Origin of the sequence: Neobacillus sp. YX16, from assembly GCF_030123505.1 — a bacterium.
Lineage (GTDB): Bacteria > Bacillota > Bacilli > Bacillales > Cytobacillaceae > Neobacillus.
In genome coordinates this window covers 5,521,996-5,536,703 of record NZ_CP126115.1, presented here as the reverse complement: position 1 = coordinate 5,536,703, position 14,708 = coordinate 5,521,996, and the positions used below count along the sequence as shown (strand labels likewise).

The 14,708-nt window shown below is 44.4% G+C and carries 6 protein-coding genes, 12 tRNA genes, 3 rRNA genes and 1 pseudogene; 17 read left to right on the top strand and 5 right to left on the bottom strand.

Annotated elements, in window-relative coordinates; genetic code table 11:
- Positions 1 to 499 precede the first annotated feature (499 nt).
- From QNH48_RS27305 to QNH48_RS27235, 15 genes are all read left to right on the top strand, one after another.
- Positions 500 to 2,049, top strand: a 16S ribosomal RNA gene (locus QNH48_RS27305).
- A 194-nt stretch (positions 2,050 to 2,243) separates the two neighbouring features.
- A 23S ribosomal RNA gene (locus QNH48_RS27300) occupies positions 2,244 to 5,180 on the top strand.
- A gap of 76 nt (positions 5,181 to 5,256) precedes the next feature.
- Positions 5,257 to 5,372: ribosomal RNA gene (gene rrf, locus QNH48_RS27295) — 5S ribosomal RNA — on the top strand.
- The 16S, 23S and 5S rRNA genes sit together here with 12 tRNA genes alongside, the layout of an rRNA operon.
- Before the next feature lie 39 nt (positions 5,373 to 5,411).
- A tRNA-Glu gene (locus QNH48_RS27290) sits at positions 5,412 to 5,486 on the top strand.
- A gap of 65 nt (positions 5,487 to 5,551) precedes the next feature.
- Positions 5,552 to 5,627, top strand: a tRNA-Val gene (locus QNH48_RS27285).
- Positions 5,628 to 5,691: 64 nt separating this feature from the next.
- Positions 5,692 to 5,767: transfer RNA gene (locus QNH48_RS27280), tRNA-Thr, on the top strand.
- A 29-nt stretch (positions 5,768 to 5,796) separates the two neighbouring features.
- A tRNA-Lys gene (locus QNH48_RS27275) sits at positions 5,797 to 5,872 on the top strand.
- 60 nt (positions 5,873 to 5,932) lie between these two features.
- Positions 5,933 to 6,017: transfer RNA gene (locus QNH48_RS27270), tRNA-Leu, on the top strand.
- 35 nt (positions 6,018 to 6,052) lie between these two features.
- Positions 6,053 to 6,127 (top strand) — tRNA-Gly (locus tag QNH48_RS27265).
- 7 nt (positions 6,128 to 6,134) lie between these two features.
- Positions 6,135 to 6,211: transfer RNA gene (locus tag QNH48_RS27260), tRNA-Arg, on the top strand.
- 8 nt (positions 6,212 to 6,219) lie between these two features.
- Positions 6,220 to 6,296 (top strand) — tRNA-Pro (locus tag QNH48_RS27255).
- Positions 6,297 to 6,316: 20 nt separating this feature from the next.
- Positions 6,317 to 6,389, top strand: a tRNA-Ala gene (locus QNH48_RS27250).
- A gap of 7 nt (positions 6,390 to 6,396) precedes the next feature.
- Positions 6,397 to 6,489: transfer RNA gene (locus QNH48_RS27245), tRNA-Ser, on the top strand.
- A gap of 4 nt (positions 6,490 to 6,493) precedes the next feature.
- Positions 6,494 to 6,570 (top strand) — tRNA-Asp (locus QNH48_RS27240).
- 184 nt (positions 6,571 to 6,754) lie between these two features.
- Positions 6,755 to 6,827: transfer RNA gene (locus tag QNH48_RS27235), tRNA-Phe, on the top strand.
- A 274-nt stretch (positions 6,828 to 7,101) separates the two neighbouring features.
- Here QNH48_RS27235 and QNH48_RS27230 read toward each other — a convergent pair.
- Positions 7,102 to 8,064, bottom strand: coding sequence for a S8 family peptidase (locus QNH48_RS27230; protein ID WP_283952793.1), 963 nt, complete (start codon positions 8,062 to 8,064; stop codon positions 7,102 to 7,104).
- A 389-nt stretch (positions 8,065 to 8,453) separates the two neighbouring features.
- Between QNH48_RS27230 and QNH48_RS27225 the strand changes: the two genes are divergently transcribed.
- Positions 8,454 to 9,314: a DUF1002 domain-containing protein gene (locus tag QNH48_RS27225; RefSeq protein WP_283952792.1), complete on the top strand. Its 861-nt coding sequence runs from the start codon at positions 8,454 to 8,456 to the stop codon at positions 9,312 to 9,314.
- A 100-nt stretch (positions 9,315 to 9,414) separates the two neighbouring features.
- On the opposite strand, the gene ahpF is transcribed toward QNH48_RS27225, so the two are convergent.
- Both ahpF and ahpC read right to left on the bottom strand, forming a co-directional pair.
- A complete protein-coding gene (gene ahpF / locus QNH48_RS27220; protein WP_283952791.1) occupies positions 9,415 to 10,944 on the bottom strand; it encodes an alkyl hydroperoxide reductase subunit F in 1,530 nt (509 codons plus the stop codon).
- Between the two features lie 18 nt (positions 10,945 to 10,962).
- Positions 10,963 to 11,526: an alkyl hydroperoxide reductase subunit C gene (ahpC, locus tag QNH48_RS27215; RefSeq protein WP_095246396.1), complete on the bottom strand. Its 564-nt coding sequence runs from the start codon at positions 11,524 to 11,526 to the stop codon at positions 10,963 to 10,965.
- Positions 11,527 to 11,934: 408 nt separating this feature from the next.
- On the opposite strand from ahpC, the pseudogene QNH48_RS27210 reads away from it, so the two are divergent.
- A pseudogene (locus QNH48_RS27210) lies at positions 11,935 to 12,126 on the top strand (hypothetical protein); the annotation flags it as partial.
- Positions 12,127 to 12,291: 165 nt separating this feature from the next.
- Here QNH48_RS27210 and QNH48_RS27205 read toward each other — a convergent pair.
- Both QNH48_RS27205 and QNH48_RS27200 read right to left on the bottom strand, forming a co-directional pair.
- Complete coding sequence (locus QNH48_RS27205; RefSeq protein ID WP_133371886.1) at positions 12,292 to 12,495, bottom strand: YbdD/YjiX family protein; 204 nt, start codon at positions 12,493 to 12,495, stop codon at positions 12,292 to 12,294.
- Positions 12,488 to 14,563 carry a carbon starvation CstA family protein gene (locus QNH48_RS27200; RefSeq protein ID WP_283952790.1) on the bottom strand — a complete coding sequence of 692 codons (2,076 nt, stop codon included), beginning with the start codon at positions 14,561 to 14,563 and terminating at the stop codon, positions 12,488 to 12,490. The genes QNH48_RS27205 and QNH48_RS27200 overlap by 8 nt, the downstream gene beginning before the upstream one ends.
- Positions 14,564 to 14,708 lie beyond the last annotated feature (145 nt).

The window sequence follows — 14,708 nt, the reverse complement described above, 5'->3', positions numbered from 1 at the left end:
CGTTTCTTCAAATTTTATATTAATAATAGATTTTCTCTTCATTATAATGTTTTAAATTACTTTGATACATGCCATTACTAAAATTCTTGACTGAAAAAGGAATAAGGGGGGAGATTGGGTAACAATCTCATCGTTGAGGATGGTTCTTACATCAGCTGAAAACTCAAGGTAGCTGCTTAACGTGGACAGATCTTGTTAATAAGAAAGGTTTTGAAGAAAAGTTATTTCTAAAAAAATAAAACTTTCTATTGCATAAGTAAAACGAAGGTGTTACTATAAGGGAGTTGCTTTTAACGCCAGCTTTTCTAGTTAAAAGTAAGAAGAAAAAAAGTTAAATTATTATATTGAAATTATAATAGAGATGTGATATGATAGTATCACTGTCGCTTAAGACATGTTAGATTGCTCTTTGAAAACTAAACAAACAAGAACGTCAACAAACAATTTTTTAGCTTTTTAGAAAAGCTAAGCCAACGTAACAAAATGAGCTATATCAACTTTCTTGGAGAGTTTGATCCTGGCTCAGGACGAACGCTGGCGGCGTGCCTAATACATGCAAGTCGAGCGAATCTTGAGGTGCTTGCACCTCTTGGTTAGCGGCGGACGGGTGAGTAACACGTGGGCAACCTGCCTGTAAGACTGGGATAACTTCGGGAAACCGGAGCTAATACCGGATAATCCTTTTCCTTTCATGAGGAAAAGCTGAAAGTCGGTTTACGCTGACACTTACAGATGGGCCCGCGGCGCATTAGCTAGTTGGTGAGGTAACGGCTCACCAAGGCGACGATGCGTAGCCGACCTGAGAGGGTGATCGGCCACACTGGGACTGAGACACGGCCCAGACTCCTACGGGAGGCAGCAGTAGGGAATCTTCCGCAATGGACGAAAGTCTGACGGAGCAACGCCGCGTGAGCGATGAAGGCCTTCGGGTCGTAAAGCTCTGTTGTTAGGGAAGAACAAGTATCGGAGTAACTGCCGGTACCTTGACGGTACCTAACCAGAAAGCCACGGCTAACTACGTGCCAGCAGCCGCGGTAATACGTAGGTGGCAAGCGTTGTCCGGAATTATTGGGCGTAAAGCGCGCGCAGGCGGTCCTTTAAGTCTGATGTGAAAGCCCACGGCTCAACCGTGGAGGGTCATTGGAAACTGGGGGACTTGAGTACAGAAGAGGAAAGCGGAATTCCACGTGTAGCGGTGAAATGCGTAGAGATGTGGAGGAACACCAGTGGCGAAGGCGGCTTTCTGGTCTGTAACTGACGCTGAGGCGCGAAAGCGTGGGGAGCAAACAGGATTAGATACCCTGGTAGTCCACGCCGTAAACGATGAGTGCTAAGTGTTAGAGGGTTTCCGCCCTTTAGTGCTGCAGCTAACGCATTAAGCACTCCGCCTGGGGAGTACGGCCGCAAGGCTGAAACTCAAAGGAATTGACGGGGGCCCGCACAAGCGGTGGAGCATGTGGTTTAATTCGAAGCAACGCGAAGAACCTTACCAGGTCTTGACATCCTCTGACACTCCTAGAGATAGGACGTTCCCCTTCGGGGGACAGAGTGACAGGTGGTGCATGGTTGTCGTCAGCTCGTGTCGTGAGATGTTGGGTTAAGTCCCGCAACGAGCGCAACCCTTGTTCTTAGTTGCCAGCATTCAGTTGGGCACTCTAAGGAGACTGCCGGTGACAAACCGGAGGAAGGTGGGGATGACGTCAAATCATCATGCCCCTTATGACCTGGGCTACACACGTGCTACAATGGATGGTACAAAGGGCTGCAAGACCGCGAGGTTTAGCCAATCCCATAAAACCATTCTCAGTTCGGATTGTAGGCTGCAACTCGCCTACATGAAGCCGGAATCGCTAGTAATCGCGGATCAGCATGCCGCGGTGAATACGTTCCCGGGCCTTGTACACACCGCCCGTCACACCACGAGAGTTTGTAACACCCGAAGTCGGTGGGGTAACCGTAAGGAGCCAGCCGCCTAAGGTGGGACAGATGATTGGGGTGAAGTCGTAACAAGGTAGCCGTATCGGAAGGTGCGGCTGGATCACCTCCTTTCTAAGGATAATGCAGTCCTTGTGGACTGATAAAAAGTTGACTGTTACTTGTTTGTTTAGTTTTGAGAGTGCAATTTTCTCTCGAAACATTTGTTCCTTGAAAACTAGATAATCGTAAGAAGAAGTCAAAGTAAAACCGAGAATCGCCACATTAGTTTTTCTCTCTTAAGTAATTAAGAAGAAAATAACCTTTTAGGTTAAGTTAGAAAGGGCGCACGGTGGATGCCTTGGCACTAGGAGCCGATGAAGGACGGGACTAACACCGATATGCTTCGGGGAGCTGTAAGTAAGCTTTGATCCGGAGATTTCCGAATGGGGGAACCCACTGCTCGTAATGGAGCAGTATCTTTACCTGAATACATAGGGTATTGAAGGCAGACCCGGGGAACTGAAACATCTAAGTACCCGGAGGAAGAGAAAGCAAACGCGATTCCCTGAGTAGCGGCGAGCGAAACGGGACATAGCCCAAACCAAGAGGCTTGCCTCTTGGGGTTGTAGGACACTCAACATGGAGTTACAAAGGAACGGGGTAGATGAAGCGGTCTGGAAAGGCCCGTCATAGAAGGTAAAAACCCTGTAGTTGAAACTTCGTTCCCTCCTGAGTGGATCCTGAGTACGGCCGGACACGAGAAATCCGGTCGGAAGCTGGGAGGACCATCTCCCAAGGCTAAATACTCCCTAGTGACCGATAGTGAACCAGTACCGTGAGGGAAAGGTGAAAAGCACCCCGGAAGGGGAGTGAAATAGATCCTGAAACCGTGTGCCTACAAGTAGTTAGAGCCCGTTAATGGGTGATAGCGTGCCTTTTGTAGAATGAACCGGCGAGTTACGATTACATGCAAGGTTAAGTTGAAAAGACGGAGCCGCAGCGAAAGCGAGTCTGAATAGGGCGATTTTAGTATGTGGTCGTAGACCCGAAACCAGGTGATCTACCCATGTCCAGGGTGAAGTCCAGGTAACACTGGATGGAGGCCCGAACCCACGCACGTTGAAAAGTGCGGGGATGAGGTGTGGGTAGCGGAGAAATTCCAATCGAACTTGGAGATAGCTGGTTCTCTCCGAAATAGCTTTAGGGCTAGCCTCACGTTGTAAGAGTCTTGGAGGTAGAGCACTGTTTGGACTAGGGGCCCTCATCGGGTTACCGAATTCAGACAAACTCCGAATGCCAAAGACTTATCCGTGGGAGTCAGACTGCGAGTGATAAGATCCGTAGTCAAAAGGGAAACAGCCCAGACCACCAGCTAAGGTCCCAAAGTTTACGTTAAGTGGAAAAGGATGTGGAGTTGCTTAGACAACCAGGATGTTGGCTTAGAAGCAGCCACCATTTAAAGAGTGCGTAATAGCTCACTGGTCGAGTGACTCTGCGCCGAAAATGTACCGGGGCTAAACGTAACACCGAAGCTGTGGATTGACATCTACGATGTCAGTGGTAGGAGAGCGTTCTAAGGGCGTTGAAGCTAGACCGTAAGGACTGGTGGAGCGCTTAGAAGTGAGAATGCCGGTATGAGTAGCGAAAGACGGGTGAGAATCCCGTCCACCGTATGCCTAAGGTTTCCTGAGGAAGGCTCGTCCTCTCAGGGTTAGTCGGGACCTAAGCCGAGGCCGAAAGGCGTAGGCGATGGACAACAGGTTGATATTCCTGTACCACCTCTTTATCGTTTGAGTGATGGGGGGACGCAGGAGGATAGGGTAAGCGCGCTGTTGGATATGCGCGTCCAAGCAGTTAGGCTGGTAAGCAGGAAAATCCGCTTACCGTAAAGGCTGAGCTGTGATGGCGAGGGAAATATAGTACCGAAGTTCCTGATTCCACACTGCCAAGAAAAGCCTCTAGCGAGATAAAAGGTGCCCGTACCGCAAACCGACACAGGTAGGCGAGGAGAGAATCCTAAGGTGTGCGAGAGAACTCTCGTTAAGGAACTCGGCAAAATGACCCCGTAACTTCGGGAGAAGGGGTGCTTTTTGAGGTGAATAGCCTCGAAGAGCCGCAGTGAATAGGCCCAGGCGACTGTTTAGCAAAAACACAGGTCTCTGCGAAGCCGCAAGGCGAAGTATAGGGGCTGACGCCTGCCCGGTGCTGGAAGGTTAAGAGGAGGGGTTAGCGCAAGCGAAGCTCTGAATCGAAGCCCCAGTAAACGGCGGCCGTAACTATAACGGTCCTAAGGTAGCGAAATTCCTTGTCGGGTAAGTTCCGACCCGCACGAAAGGCGTAACGATCTGGGCACTGTCTCAACGAGAGACTCGGTGAAATTATAGTACCTGTGAAGATGCAGGTTACCCGCGACAGGACGGAAAGACCCCGTGGAGCTTTACTGTAGCCTGATATTGAATTTTGGTACAGCTTGTACAGGATAGGTAGGAGCCTGAGAAACCGGAGCGCTAGCTTCGGTGGAGGCGTCGGTGGGATACTACCCTGGCTGTATTGAAATTCTAACCCGCACCCCTTATCGGGGTGGGAGACAGTGTCAGGTGGGCAGTTTGACTGGGGCGGTCGCCTCCTAAAGAGTAACGGAGGCGCCCAAAGGTTCCCTCAGAATGGTTGGAAATCATTCGCAGAGTGTAAAGGCACAAGGGAGCTTGACTGCGAGACCTACAAGTCGAGCAGGGACGAAAGTCGGGCTTAGTGATCCGGTGGTTCCGCATGGAAGGGCCATCGCTCAACGGATAAAAGCTACCCCGGGGATAACAGGCTTATCTCCCCCAAGAGTCCACATCGACGGGGAGGTTTGGCACCTCGATGTCGGCTCATCGCATCCTGGGGCTGTAGTCGGTCCCAAGGGTTGGGCTGTTCGCCCATTAAAGCGGTACGCGAGCTGGGTTCAGAACGTCGTGAGACAGTTCGGTCCCTATCCGTCGTGGGCGCAGGAAATTTGAGAGGAGCTGTCCTTAGTACGAGAGGACCGGGATGGACGCACCGCTGGTGTACCAGTTGTCTTGCCAAAGGCATCGCTGGGTAGCTATGTGCGGACGGGATAAGTGCTGAAAGCATCTAAGCATGAAGCCCCCCTCAAGATGAGATTTCCCATAGCGTCAAGCTAGTAAGAACCCTGAAAGATGATCAGGTTGATAGGTCAGAGGTGGAAGCGTGGTAACATGTGGAGCTGACTGATACTAATCGTTCGAGGACTTAACCAATTTTTAAAGGCGAACTCGTTTTACAACTTCTTCTGAAATTATCTAGTTTTGAGGGAATGATACCTCAAAAAAATAGTCTGGCAGCAATGGCGAGAAGGTCACACCCGTTCCCATACCGAACACGGAAGTTAAGCTTCTCAGCGCCGATGGTAGTTGGGACTTTGTCCCTGTGAGAGTAGGACGTTGCCAGGCTACCCCTTTGGGGCTATTTTTTTTCTCAAAATTTCAAGCGGCCCCTTGGTCAAGTGGTTAAGACACCTCCCTTTCACGGAGGTAACACGGGTTCGAATCCCGTAGGGGTCACCAAAGTTTTTTCTCGTTTGAGAAAATAACTTTCCATTCGCGATAGCGAAAATAACATACCATTATGTGGAGGATTAGCTCAGCTGGGAGAGCATCTGCCTTACAAGCAGAGGGTCGGCGGTTCGATCCCGTCATCCTCCACCAATGTTTTTTGCGATAGCAAAATAACTTTCAATAATTTACGAAATTAAATTAATCTACATTATTTGCCGGGGTAGCTCAATTGGTAGAGCAACTGACTTGTAATCAGTAGGTTGGGGGTTCAAGTCCTCTCGCCGGCACCATTTTCATTATTACTTACTGAAGTAATAATGAGCCATTAGCTCAGTTGGTAGAGCATCTGACTTTTAATCAGAGGGTCGAAGGTTCGAATCCTTCATGGCTCACCAAGTTGTTTTTTACCAGCAAAATAAATTTTATTTATGTGCTAGTGAAAAAACTTTCTATATGCGGGTGTGGCGGAATTGGCAGACGCACCAGACTTAGGATCTGGCGCCGCAAGGCGTGGGGGTTCGACTCCCTTCACCCGCACCAAGATTTTTTGCGAAGCAAAATAATCTTCCATATATGCGGAAGTAGTTCAGTGGTAGAACACCACCTTGCCAAGGTGGGGGTCGCGGGTTCGAATCCCGTCTTCCGCTCCAATAAATTGCGCCCGTAGCTCAATTGGATAGAGTGTCTGACTACGGATCAGAAGGTTATGGGTTCGACTCCTTTCGGGCGCGCCATATTTTATCGGGAAGTAGCTCAGCTTGGTAGAGCACTTGGTTTGGGACCAAGGGGTCGCAGGTTCGAATCCTGTCTTCCCGACCATTCTAGAAAATTAATTATATGGGGCCTTAGCTCAGCTGGGAGAGCGCCTGCTTTGCACGCAGGAGGTCAGCGGTTCGATCCCGCTAGGCTCCACTTATACGGAGGAATACCCAAGTTTGGCTGAAGGGATCGGTCTTGAAAACCGACAGGCGGGTCATACCGCGCGGGGGTTCGAATCCCTCTTCCTCCTCCATATTGGTCCGGTAGTTCAGTTGGTTAGAATGCCTGCCTGTCACGCAGGAGGTCGCGGGTTCGAGTCCCGTCCGGACCGCCATTTTTTATATCAGTAGGTTACCTCTACTGTTGATATAGATATAGATTGTATGGCTCAGTAGCTCAGTCGGTAGAGCAGATTGCTTGCTTCACTGAATAGCTTCTGCGGCAATCTGCGAGAAAAACCGTGAGGTTTTTTGAGCAAAGGTTATGCAGCTATTAAATTTTAGGTAACTTTACTTTGTGGCTCAGTAGCTCAGTCGGTAGAGCAAAGGACTGAAAATCCTTGTGTCGGCGGTTCGATTCCGTCCTGAGCCATCATTTTTTTTAAAAAATTTATTAGTCTTATATATATAGGGGTAGCTAAGTGTCTAAACGCGGCTGTCTGTAAATCCGCCCCCATAAAAAAACAGTGCTAATTCTATGCGAATTGCACTGTTTTTTCATGACTAGACATTTTTTCATTCATTTCGAATTTGGTAATCGAATGCACCTAAGGCTTCTGTTGCACCATACTTGTCGACAACAATTTCTCTTATGTGAGTACGTTATGCCTTGAAGTTCATGGGTTGCTAGGTTGAGATGCTTCTTTTTATATTTTCAATGCCTGAGCAGATAACTTTTGATTAAACACATCCGATAAGTAGTCCTCTACTGTTAAGTACAGGAATCCATTGCCTTCAAGTTTTGGCGAGTTTCCTAGAGGAACTGTTCTCTTTACTAATTGTGCATAAAGCTCAGGCTCTGTCAGATTTCGCTCGAATCTTTTTGTGACAATATCTATTATGAGCGCAAGTGCACCGGATACATGCGGTGTTGCCATCGAAGTGCCGGATAGTTTTGCATACGTGCCGTTTAAATAGGTTGAAAGGATTTCTTCACCAGGCGCTACTAAGTCGACTTCATTATTCGAATTTGAAAACTCAGAAGAATGTCGCTGCAGATCAATGGCTCCGACGCTGATGACTTCATTGTAGGAGGCAGGATAGGAGAATTCATCTGAAGAATCCTGTCCATCTCCCTCATTACCAGCTGCACAAACGACTAGAATTTGATGAGCGATTGCGTTTTGAATCGCTTGATGTAACTCGGGTACATCCGCAGAACCACCGAGACTCATAGAGATAATATCCGCCTTCTGTTCAACGGCATAGTTGATACCATTGATAATCCAGTCGTATTGTCCTGAACCATTCTTATCGAGCACTTTTAAAATCAGTAAATTTGCTTCAGGTGCCACACCAATGACTCCATTATTGTTTTGGACAGCAGCAATGGTGCCCGCCACATGTGTACCATGACCATTATAGTCAGTGTATACATTAGGATTTCCATTATCATCATCCGTGAAATTCCGTCCGCCGATAATTCGTTCACTCAAATCAGCATGGGTGACATCGCAGCCTGTGTCTAATATGGCAACTGTGATTCCCTTACCTTTCGATTTCTCCCAGATTTTTGGAGCCTCAATCATCTCAATGCCTTTTGGCACCTCAGACACCACTTCGACCACTTCATTCACTTGATACGGAATTAAACGTAATCTTTGTTCCATTCCTATCCCTCCTGACAGAATTGGTTTTCTGTGTATTCTAGGGAGTCACTAATAGTTTAACAATTCAGAATATATTAAAACAGTTACTATAGTTGTGTTTTTATCGAACTAACGTTCTTTTTGTGTTTGTCTCAAGATGGTTAACCCTGTAATAAAACGCATACCAAGGTTATATTTTAGTAAGCTTTTTGTGTTTTTATTTAAAGGAAGTAACATTACTATCTACTATGTAATAGTCTTAATAGAATTAGCATAAATGTTACCCATTCTTTTCATGAAATCCCAAAACACTATGTTAAGATTATGCAAAGCCAATTTTTCAAATATAAATTGGTGAAACATGAGCGATTCTTATCTGAATGGCTGCATGTATTAAAGGAGGTCTTTTTATGAAACGAAAATTACGTGCGATGTTGCTTACGATAACGATGCTAGTAGCAGTTCCTTCTATTAGTTTTGCAGATGCAGTTGAAGGAGATACGATAGTTTCATTAGGGGAGAACTTAACAGAACAGCAAAAAAATGATCTGTTAGCAGAGTTAGGGGTACCGGAAAATGCACAGATGATTACGGTATCCAATCAAGAAGAGCATGATTATTTAGGGGAGTTTATTCCTAAGGCACAAATTGGTTCACGTGCGATTTCATCCGCGAGCATAACCATGGGTGCGATGGATTCCGGGTTAGATGTGCAAACGAACAATATTACATGGGTTACGGATGAAATGTATATCAATGCCTTGACTACAGCCGGTGTAAAGGATGCAGACATAAGGATTTCCGCTCCGTTTGATGTTTCCGGTACAGCTGCTTTGACAGGAATTATGAAAGCTTATGAAGCAACAACGAATAAAGAAATTCCGGAAGAAATCAAAAAAGCAGCGAATGAGGAATTGGTGAAGACCGCACAGCTCGGTGACTCGATCGGTGCCGACAATGCTGCTGCTCTCATGGGAAAAGTCAAAGAAGAAATCGCCAAGAACGAACCGAAAACTGAAGCTGACTTGCGCGCCTTAATTGAACAAGTTGCCGCAGAGCTTGGGATTACGTTATCAGATGCAGAGTTAGATAGGTTAGTAGAATTCTTCAACGGTCTGAAGGCGATGGATATTGACTGGAAACAGGTCAAAGAGCAATTAAGTGATATCTCTACATTTTTGCAATCAGAAGAAGGGCAGTCATTTTTACAGAGGCTGCAAGATTTCTTAAATAGCTCACTTGATGAGGTTCGTTCCCTCTTTGCTAAATGAACCTAAAATGAAACTTTTGAGCCCCTCTCAATTGAGAAGGGGCTCTTTTGCTAAAAAAGAACTCGTCTGTTGACGAGTCCTTTCATTTTATATACGGATATTAATTTCGAATAAGGTAATCGAAGGCACCTAAGGCTGCTGTTGCACCAGATCCCATAGAGATGATGATTTGCTTATAAGCACTATCAGTACAGTCACCTGCTGCAAATACGCCTGGGATACTTGTTGCGCCATGCTTGTCGACAACAATTTCTCCCATACGAGTACGTTCCATATTTTCGCCTAACCAGTCTGTGTTTGGAACAAGACCGATTTGAACGAAAATACCTTCTAATTCAATATGCTTAATTTCTTCTGTTTCACGATCCATATAAGAAATACCATTTACCTTGTCAGTACCAGTGATTTCTTTTGTTTGAGCATTCAGTATTACAGTCACATTTGGCAGGCTGTGTAGACGTTCTTGCAGTACCGCATCTGCTTTTAACTCAGCTGCAAACTCAAGAACCGTTACATGCTTGACGATTCCTGCAAGGTCAATGGCTGCCTCAATACCGGAATTCCCGCCGCCAATAACAGCAACGCGTTTTCCAGCAAACAATGGACCATCACAGTGTGGGCAATAAGCTACACCTTTGTTCTTGAACTCGGCTTCACCTGGGACGCCAACATTACGCCAGCGTGCACCAGTTGAAAGAATAACGGTTTTACTTTTTAAAATAGCGCCGTTTTCGAGTTCAACTTCTACAAATTCGTTCTTTTCTAAGGATTTGGCACGCTGAAGATTCATTACATCAATTTCGTATTCTTTGACATGCTCTTCAAGACTTGCTGCCACTTTAGGACCTTCAGTATATTTCGTACCGATAAAGTTCTCGATACCCATTGTATCCATCACTTGACCACCAAAGCGTTCAGCAACGATACCTGTCCGAATGCCTTTACGAGCTGCATAGATCGCAGCACTCGCACCAGCAGGTCCGCCGCCGACAACTAGGACATCAAATGGTTCCTTGTCAGAAAGCTCGGAGAAGTGAGTACCAGAACCCATTTTAGCAAGGATTTCCTCAATCGTCATACGGCCGCCGCCAAAGTTTTCCCCATTAAGGAAAACCGTTGGAACAGCCATAATGTTCTTGCCTTCAACCTCAGCTTTATACGCCGCACCATCAATCATGGTATGAGAAATACCAGGGTTGAGAACGCTCATGATGTTCAAGGCTTGTACAACATCAGGACAGTTGTGGCAAGTTAAGCTAATGTAAGATTCAAAGTGATATTCACCTTTGATTGCTTTAATTTGGTCGATTACTTTTTGATCAACCTTTGGTGCTCTTCCGCTAACCTGCAAGAGAGCCAATACTAAGGAAGTGAATTCATGTCCTAGAGGAATACCAGCAAATGTTACACCAGTGTCTTCACCGATGCGATTCACACTAAAGCTTGGTGTTCTCTCTAGTTCTGTTTTTTCAACCTTAATGTTTTTGGACATGGTTGCCAATTCATCAATCAATAGCAGCATGTCGCGAGATACGTCATCGGTTCCTGCGCTGACTTTAAGAAGGATTTCGCCTTCCATCAGTTGAAGATACTGGGATAACTGTGCTTTTATATCTGCATCTAGTAACATTTTATCTACTCCTTAAACTTAAATTTTTCCTACTAGGTCAAGGCTTGGCTTAAGTGTTGCAGAACCTTCTTGCCATTTAGCTGGGCAAACTTCACCTGGATTGTTGCGAACATATTGTGCTGCTTTAATTTTATTAACAAGCGTGCTTGCGTCACGGCCGATACCGTCTGCATTGATTTCCATAGCTGTTACTACGCCGTCTGGATCGATGATGAAAGTTCCGCGTTGTGCAAGACCTTCTTCTTCGTCAAGAACATCAAAGATGCGAGAAAGCTTTTGGTTAGGGTCGCCAATCATAACGTATTGGATTTTGCCGATTGTTTCTGATGTATCGTGCCATGCTTTATGTGTGAAATGTGTATCAGTAGAAACAGAATATACTTCTACACCAAGATCTTTAAGAGTTGCGTATTCGTTTTGAAGGTCTTCTAATTCAGTAGGGCATACGAATGTGAAATCTGCAGGGTAGAAGCAAACTACACTCCATTTACCTTTAAAGTTTGCATCGCTCACAGTGATAAAATCTCCGTTAAAATAAGCATTTGCGTTGAATTCTGATACCTGTTTTCCAATTAATGACATAGTCTATTTCCTCCTAGAATTTGTTAGGAAAAATTGAACTGCATTTTTCCCTGGTTGTGAGAATAGTTCACAACAAATAGTAATAACTAAATTAGAATAATTCTAATACAATGTTTATTATCATATAAAAGCCATGGTCTTGTCAACATGAAAGCTTACATTTTTTTAGAAGATTTAGTTACAAACCTTTATAAAAACTTAAATTAAATAAAAAACACTGCAATCCCTTAGTGAATAATGGGATTGCAGTGTTTTTATATTTAGCTTAATATTGTTACCTTTAATCTCAAATAGACATGTAATTAATAATGGAATTTATACAAATTAAATCTGACAGATTTGAAAAAATGGTTACAGGTAAAGCAAAGGTTGTAATCGATAACGGACCTTTAATGAAAAAAACTTAGAAAACTTAGGTTATCGGTGGACCACCTTGAAATGGAATTAAGACAAAATAATGTATCTAAAATAAGTGGCGTAAAATGGGCGAACGTTACCAGTTCGGCTGACGAAAGCCTACTCGATGGAGTGGTGTTATTCATGATGCTTGAGTTGAATGAATATGGTGAGAATGCGAATAAACGTACAACAAAAGGTTAAGCTGACGAACTTCTGAATGTACGGGTCTAAACCTGCGATACATAGAAATGTGTATATCACCAAATTATAGGGATAAGGAGCGAGAAGAAACTACTTTCTTCAATAATAATAAACATTAAAAAGAACAAAGAAGGTGTCAGACTTACCTTCTTTGTTCTTTTTAAGTTAACAGCACCTTGAAACCTTACCGCCTTTGGCGTTGTAACGGGCTTCCTGTGCCTCACAGAAGAATTCTTTTCTAGATTTCACAGAATCGCCGGGATGGTGTTTTTTCATATGCTCGACGTAAGTTTCGTAGCTTGGAACGCCGACAAGAAGACTAAGGAACTGCTTTCTGTACGAAATGATTTCCTTTAATTTGTTAAGCATAATGTTTCAAATCCCCTCCGTCGCGAGGCACTGGTGGTGTCTCATGTAATGGTAATTTATGTTTTTTGATAACTTTAATCCAAATCTTAATCGCAGAAATTAATACGACAATGACAACCACCATAAAAATAGCACATATCGTGGCATCAACATAATCATTTATCAGAACTTGTTTCATTTGTGCCGGTGATGTTGCAGGTGCTAGTACTTTTCCATCGTTATATGCCTCTTTAAAAATGTTAGCATGGGCAAGGAAACTGATTTTTGGATTTTCATGAAATAATTTTTGCCAGCCTGCAGTTAAAGTGACAATTAGCAGCCATGTTGTCGGAAGAAGTGTTACCCAAACATATGCTTTTTTGCCCATTTTATAGAGAATTGTCGTACCGAGCAGGAGGGCAATTGCAGCCAGCATTTGGTTAGCAATACCAAATAACGGCCATAGTGTATTAATTCCTCCAAGCGGGTCAATAACACCTTGATATAAAAAGTAACCCCAAAACAGTACACATAGCGCCGTTGCAATAATATTTGGAAGTAAAGCATCCGTTCTAGCAAACGGCTTATAAGCAGTACCAATAAGATCTTGAATCATAAAACGTCCAACACGTGTTCCTGCATCAATCGTCGTTAAAATAAACAGTGCTTCAAATAGGATTGCGAAATGGTACCAAAAGGCCATTAGTGCCTTTCCGCCAATTACATTTGAAAATATGACAGCCATACCAATTGCAAGCGTCGGTGCACCGCCAGTTCTTGAAAGAATGGTTTGCTCCCCAACGTCGGTTGCGAGTGTTTTTAAATCATCAGGAGTTATCGTAAAGCCCCAACTGGAAACGGTAGTGGCAGCTTGGACAACATCCGTACCTATTAAGGCAGGGGGACTGTTAATGGCAAAGTAAATACCCGGTGTCAATACACAGGCAGCAATCATTGCCATCACCGCAACAAAGGATTCTGTAAGCATTGCTCCATAACCGATTGGACGGGCGTGTGATTCACGTTCAATCATTTTAGGTGTTGTACCCGAGGAAACCAACGCATGGAAACCAGAAACAGATCCACAGGCAATTGTAATAAATAAGAACGGGAAGAGGTTTCCTGCAAAGACTGGACCCGTTCCGTCAATGAATTTTGTAACACCAGGCATTTCAAGATTCGGTGCAACAATAATGATCCCTAATGCTAGTCCAAAGATGGTCCCTACTTTTAAAAATGTACTCAGATAATCACGTGGTGCAAGAAGCAGCCATACAGGTAATACAGAAGCTACAAAGCCGTAAATAATCATCATGATGGCAATTGTTTCACCTTTAAAGGTAAACATCGCAGCTAACGTTGGATTTTCCGCAACTGCTTGTCCGAAAAATAGTGAAAGAAGCAATAATACAATCCCAATCAGGGAAGCTTCTCCAACACGTCCTGGACGAATAAAACGCATATAAATTCCCATAAAAATAGCAATTGGAATGGTAGCGGCGATGGTAAACATCCCCCATGGACTTCCCACTAATGCTTTCACAACTACTAATGCTAAAACAGCTAATAAAATAACCATAATTCCTAAAATACCAACCATAGAAATAAGACCGGTTACGCGTCCCATTTCGTCCTTAATCATTTCACCGAGTGACTTACCATTTCGGCGCATTGAGCCGAAAAGAATAATAAAGTCCTGAACAGCACCAGCTAAAACAACACCGACCACAATCCACAGTGTTCCAGGTAAATAACCCATTTGCGCTGCAAGAATGGGACCCACTAATGGTCCAGCACCGGCAATTGCCGCAAAGTGATGTCCAAATAGCACCCATTTATTTGTCGGAACATAGTCTTTGCCATCGTTATGTATTTCTGCAGGTGTTTTACGTTTGTCATCAAGCTGGAACACCTTATTCGCAATAAACCTGCTGTAAAAACGGTAGGAAATTGCATAAACACAAACCGCTGCTGTCAAGAGCCAAATTGCATTAATGCTCTCGCCGCTATTTAAGGCCATTACAGCAAATCCTGCTGCTCCTAGGGCTGCAATTAATCCCCAGATTACAATCGATTTAACCGCTTTCAAATCCATCGCCACCTTTTCCATATTATACCGATATTTTATTTTATAATTTAGAAAATTGGAATAATTAAATAGACCTACTGATTGGTTGAAAGGATTCCAATCCAAAAAAAAATCCCAATCCAAAAAAAAATCCCAATCCAAAAAA

Excerpts from the sequence above, each read along its gene's own strand:
- ahpF (WP_283952791.1), bottom strand. The coding sequence starts at position 10,944 with ATGTTACTAGATGCAGATATAAAAGCACAGTTATCCCAGTATCTTCAA.
- QNH48_RS27225 (WP_283952792.1), top strand. The coding sequence starts at position 8,454 with ATGAAACGAAAATTACGTGCGATGTTGCTTACGATAACGATGCTAGTA.
- ahpC (WP_095246396.1), bottom strand. The coding sequence starts at position 11,526 with ATGTCATTAATTGGAAAACAGGTATCAGAATTCAACGCAAATGCTTAT.
- QNH48_RS27230 (WP_283952793.1), bottom strand. The coding sequence starts at position 8,064 with ATGGAACAAAGATTACGTTTAATTCCGTATCAAGTGAATGAAGTGGTC.
- QNH48_RS27205 (WP_133371886.1), bottom strand. The coding sequence starts at position 12,495 with ATGCTTAACAAATTAAAGGAAATCATTTCGTACAGAAAGCAGTTCCTT.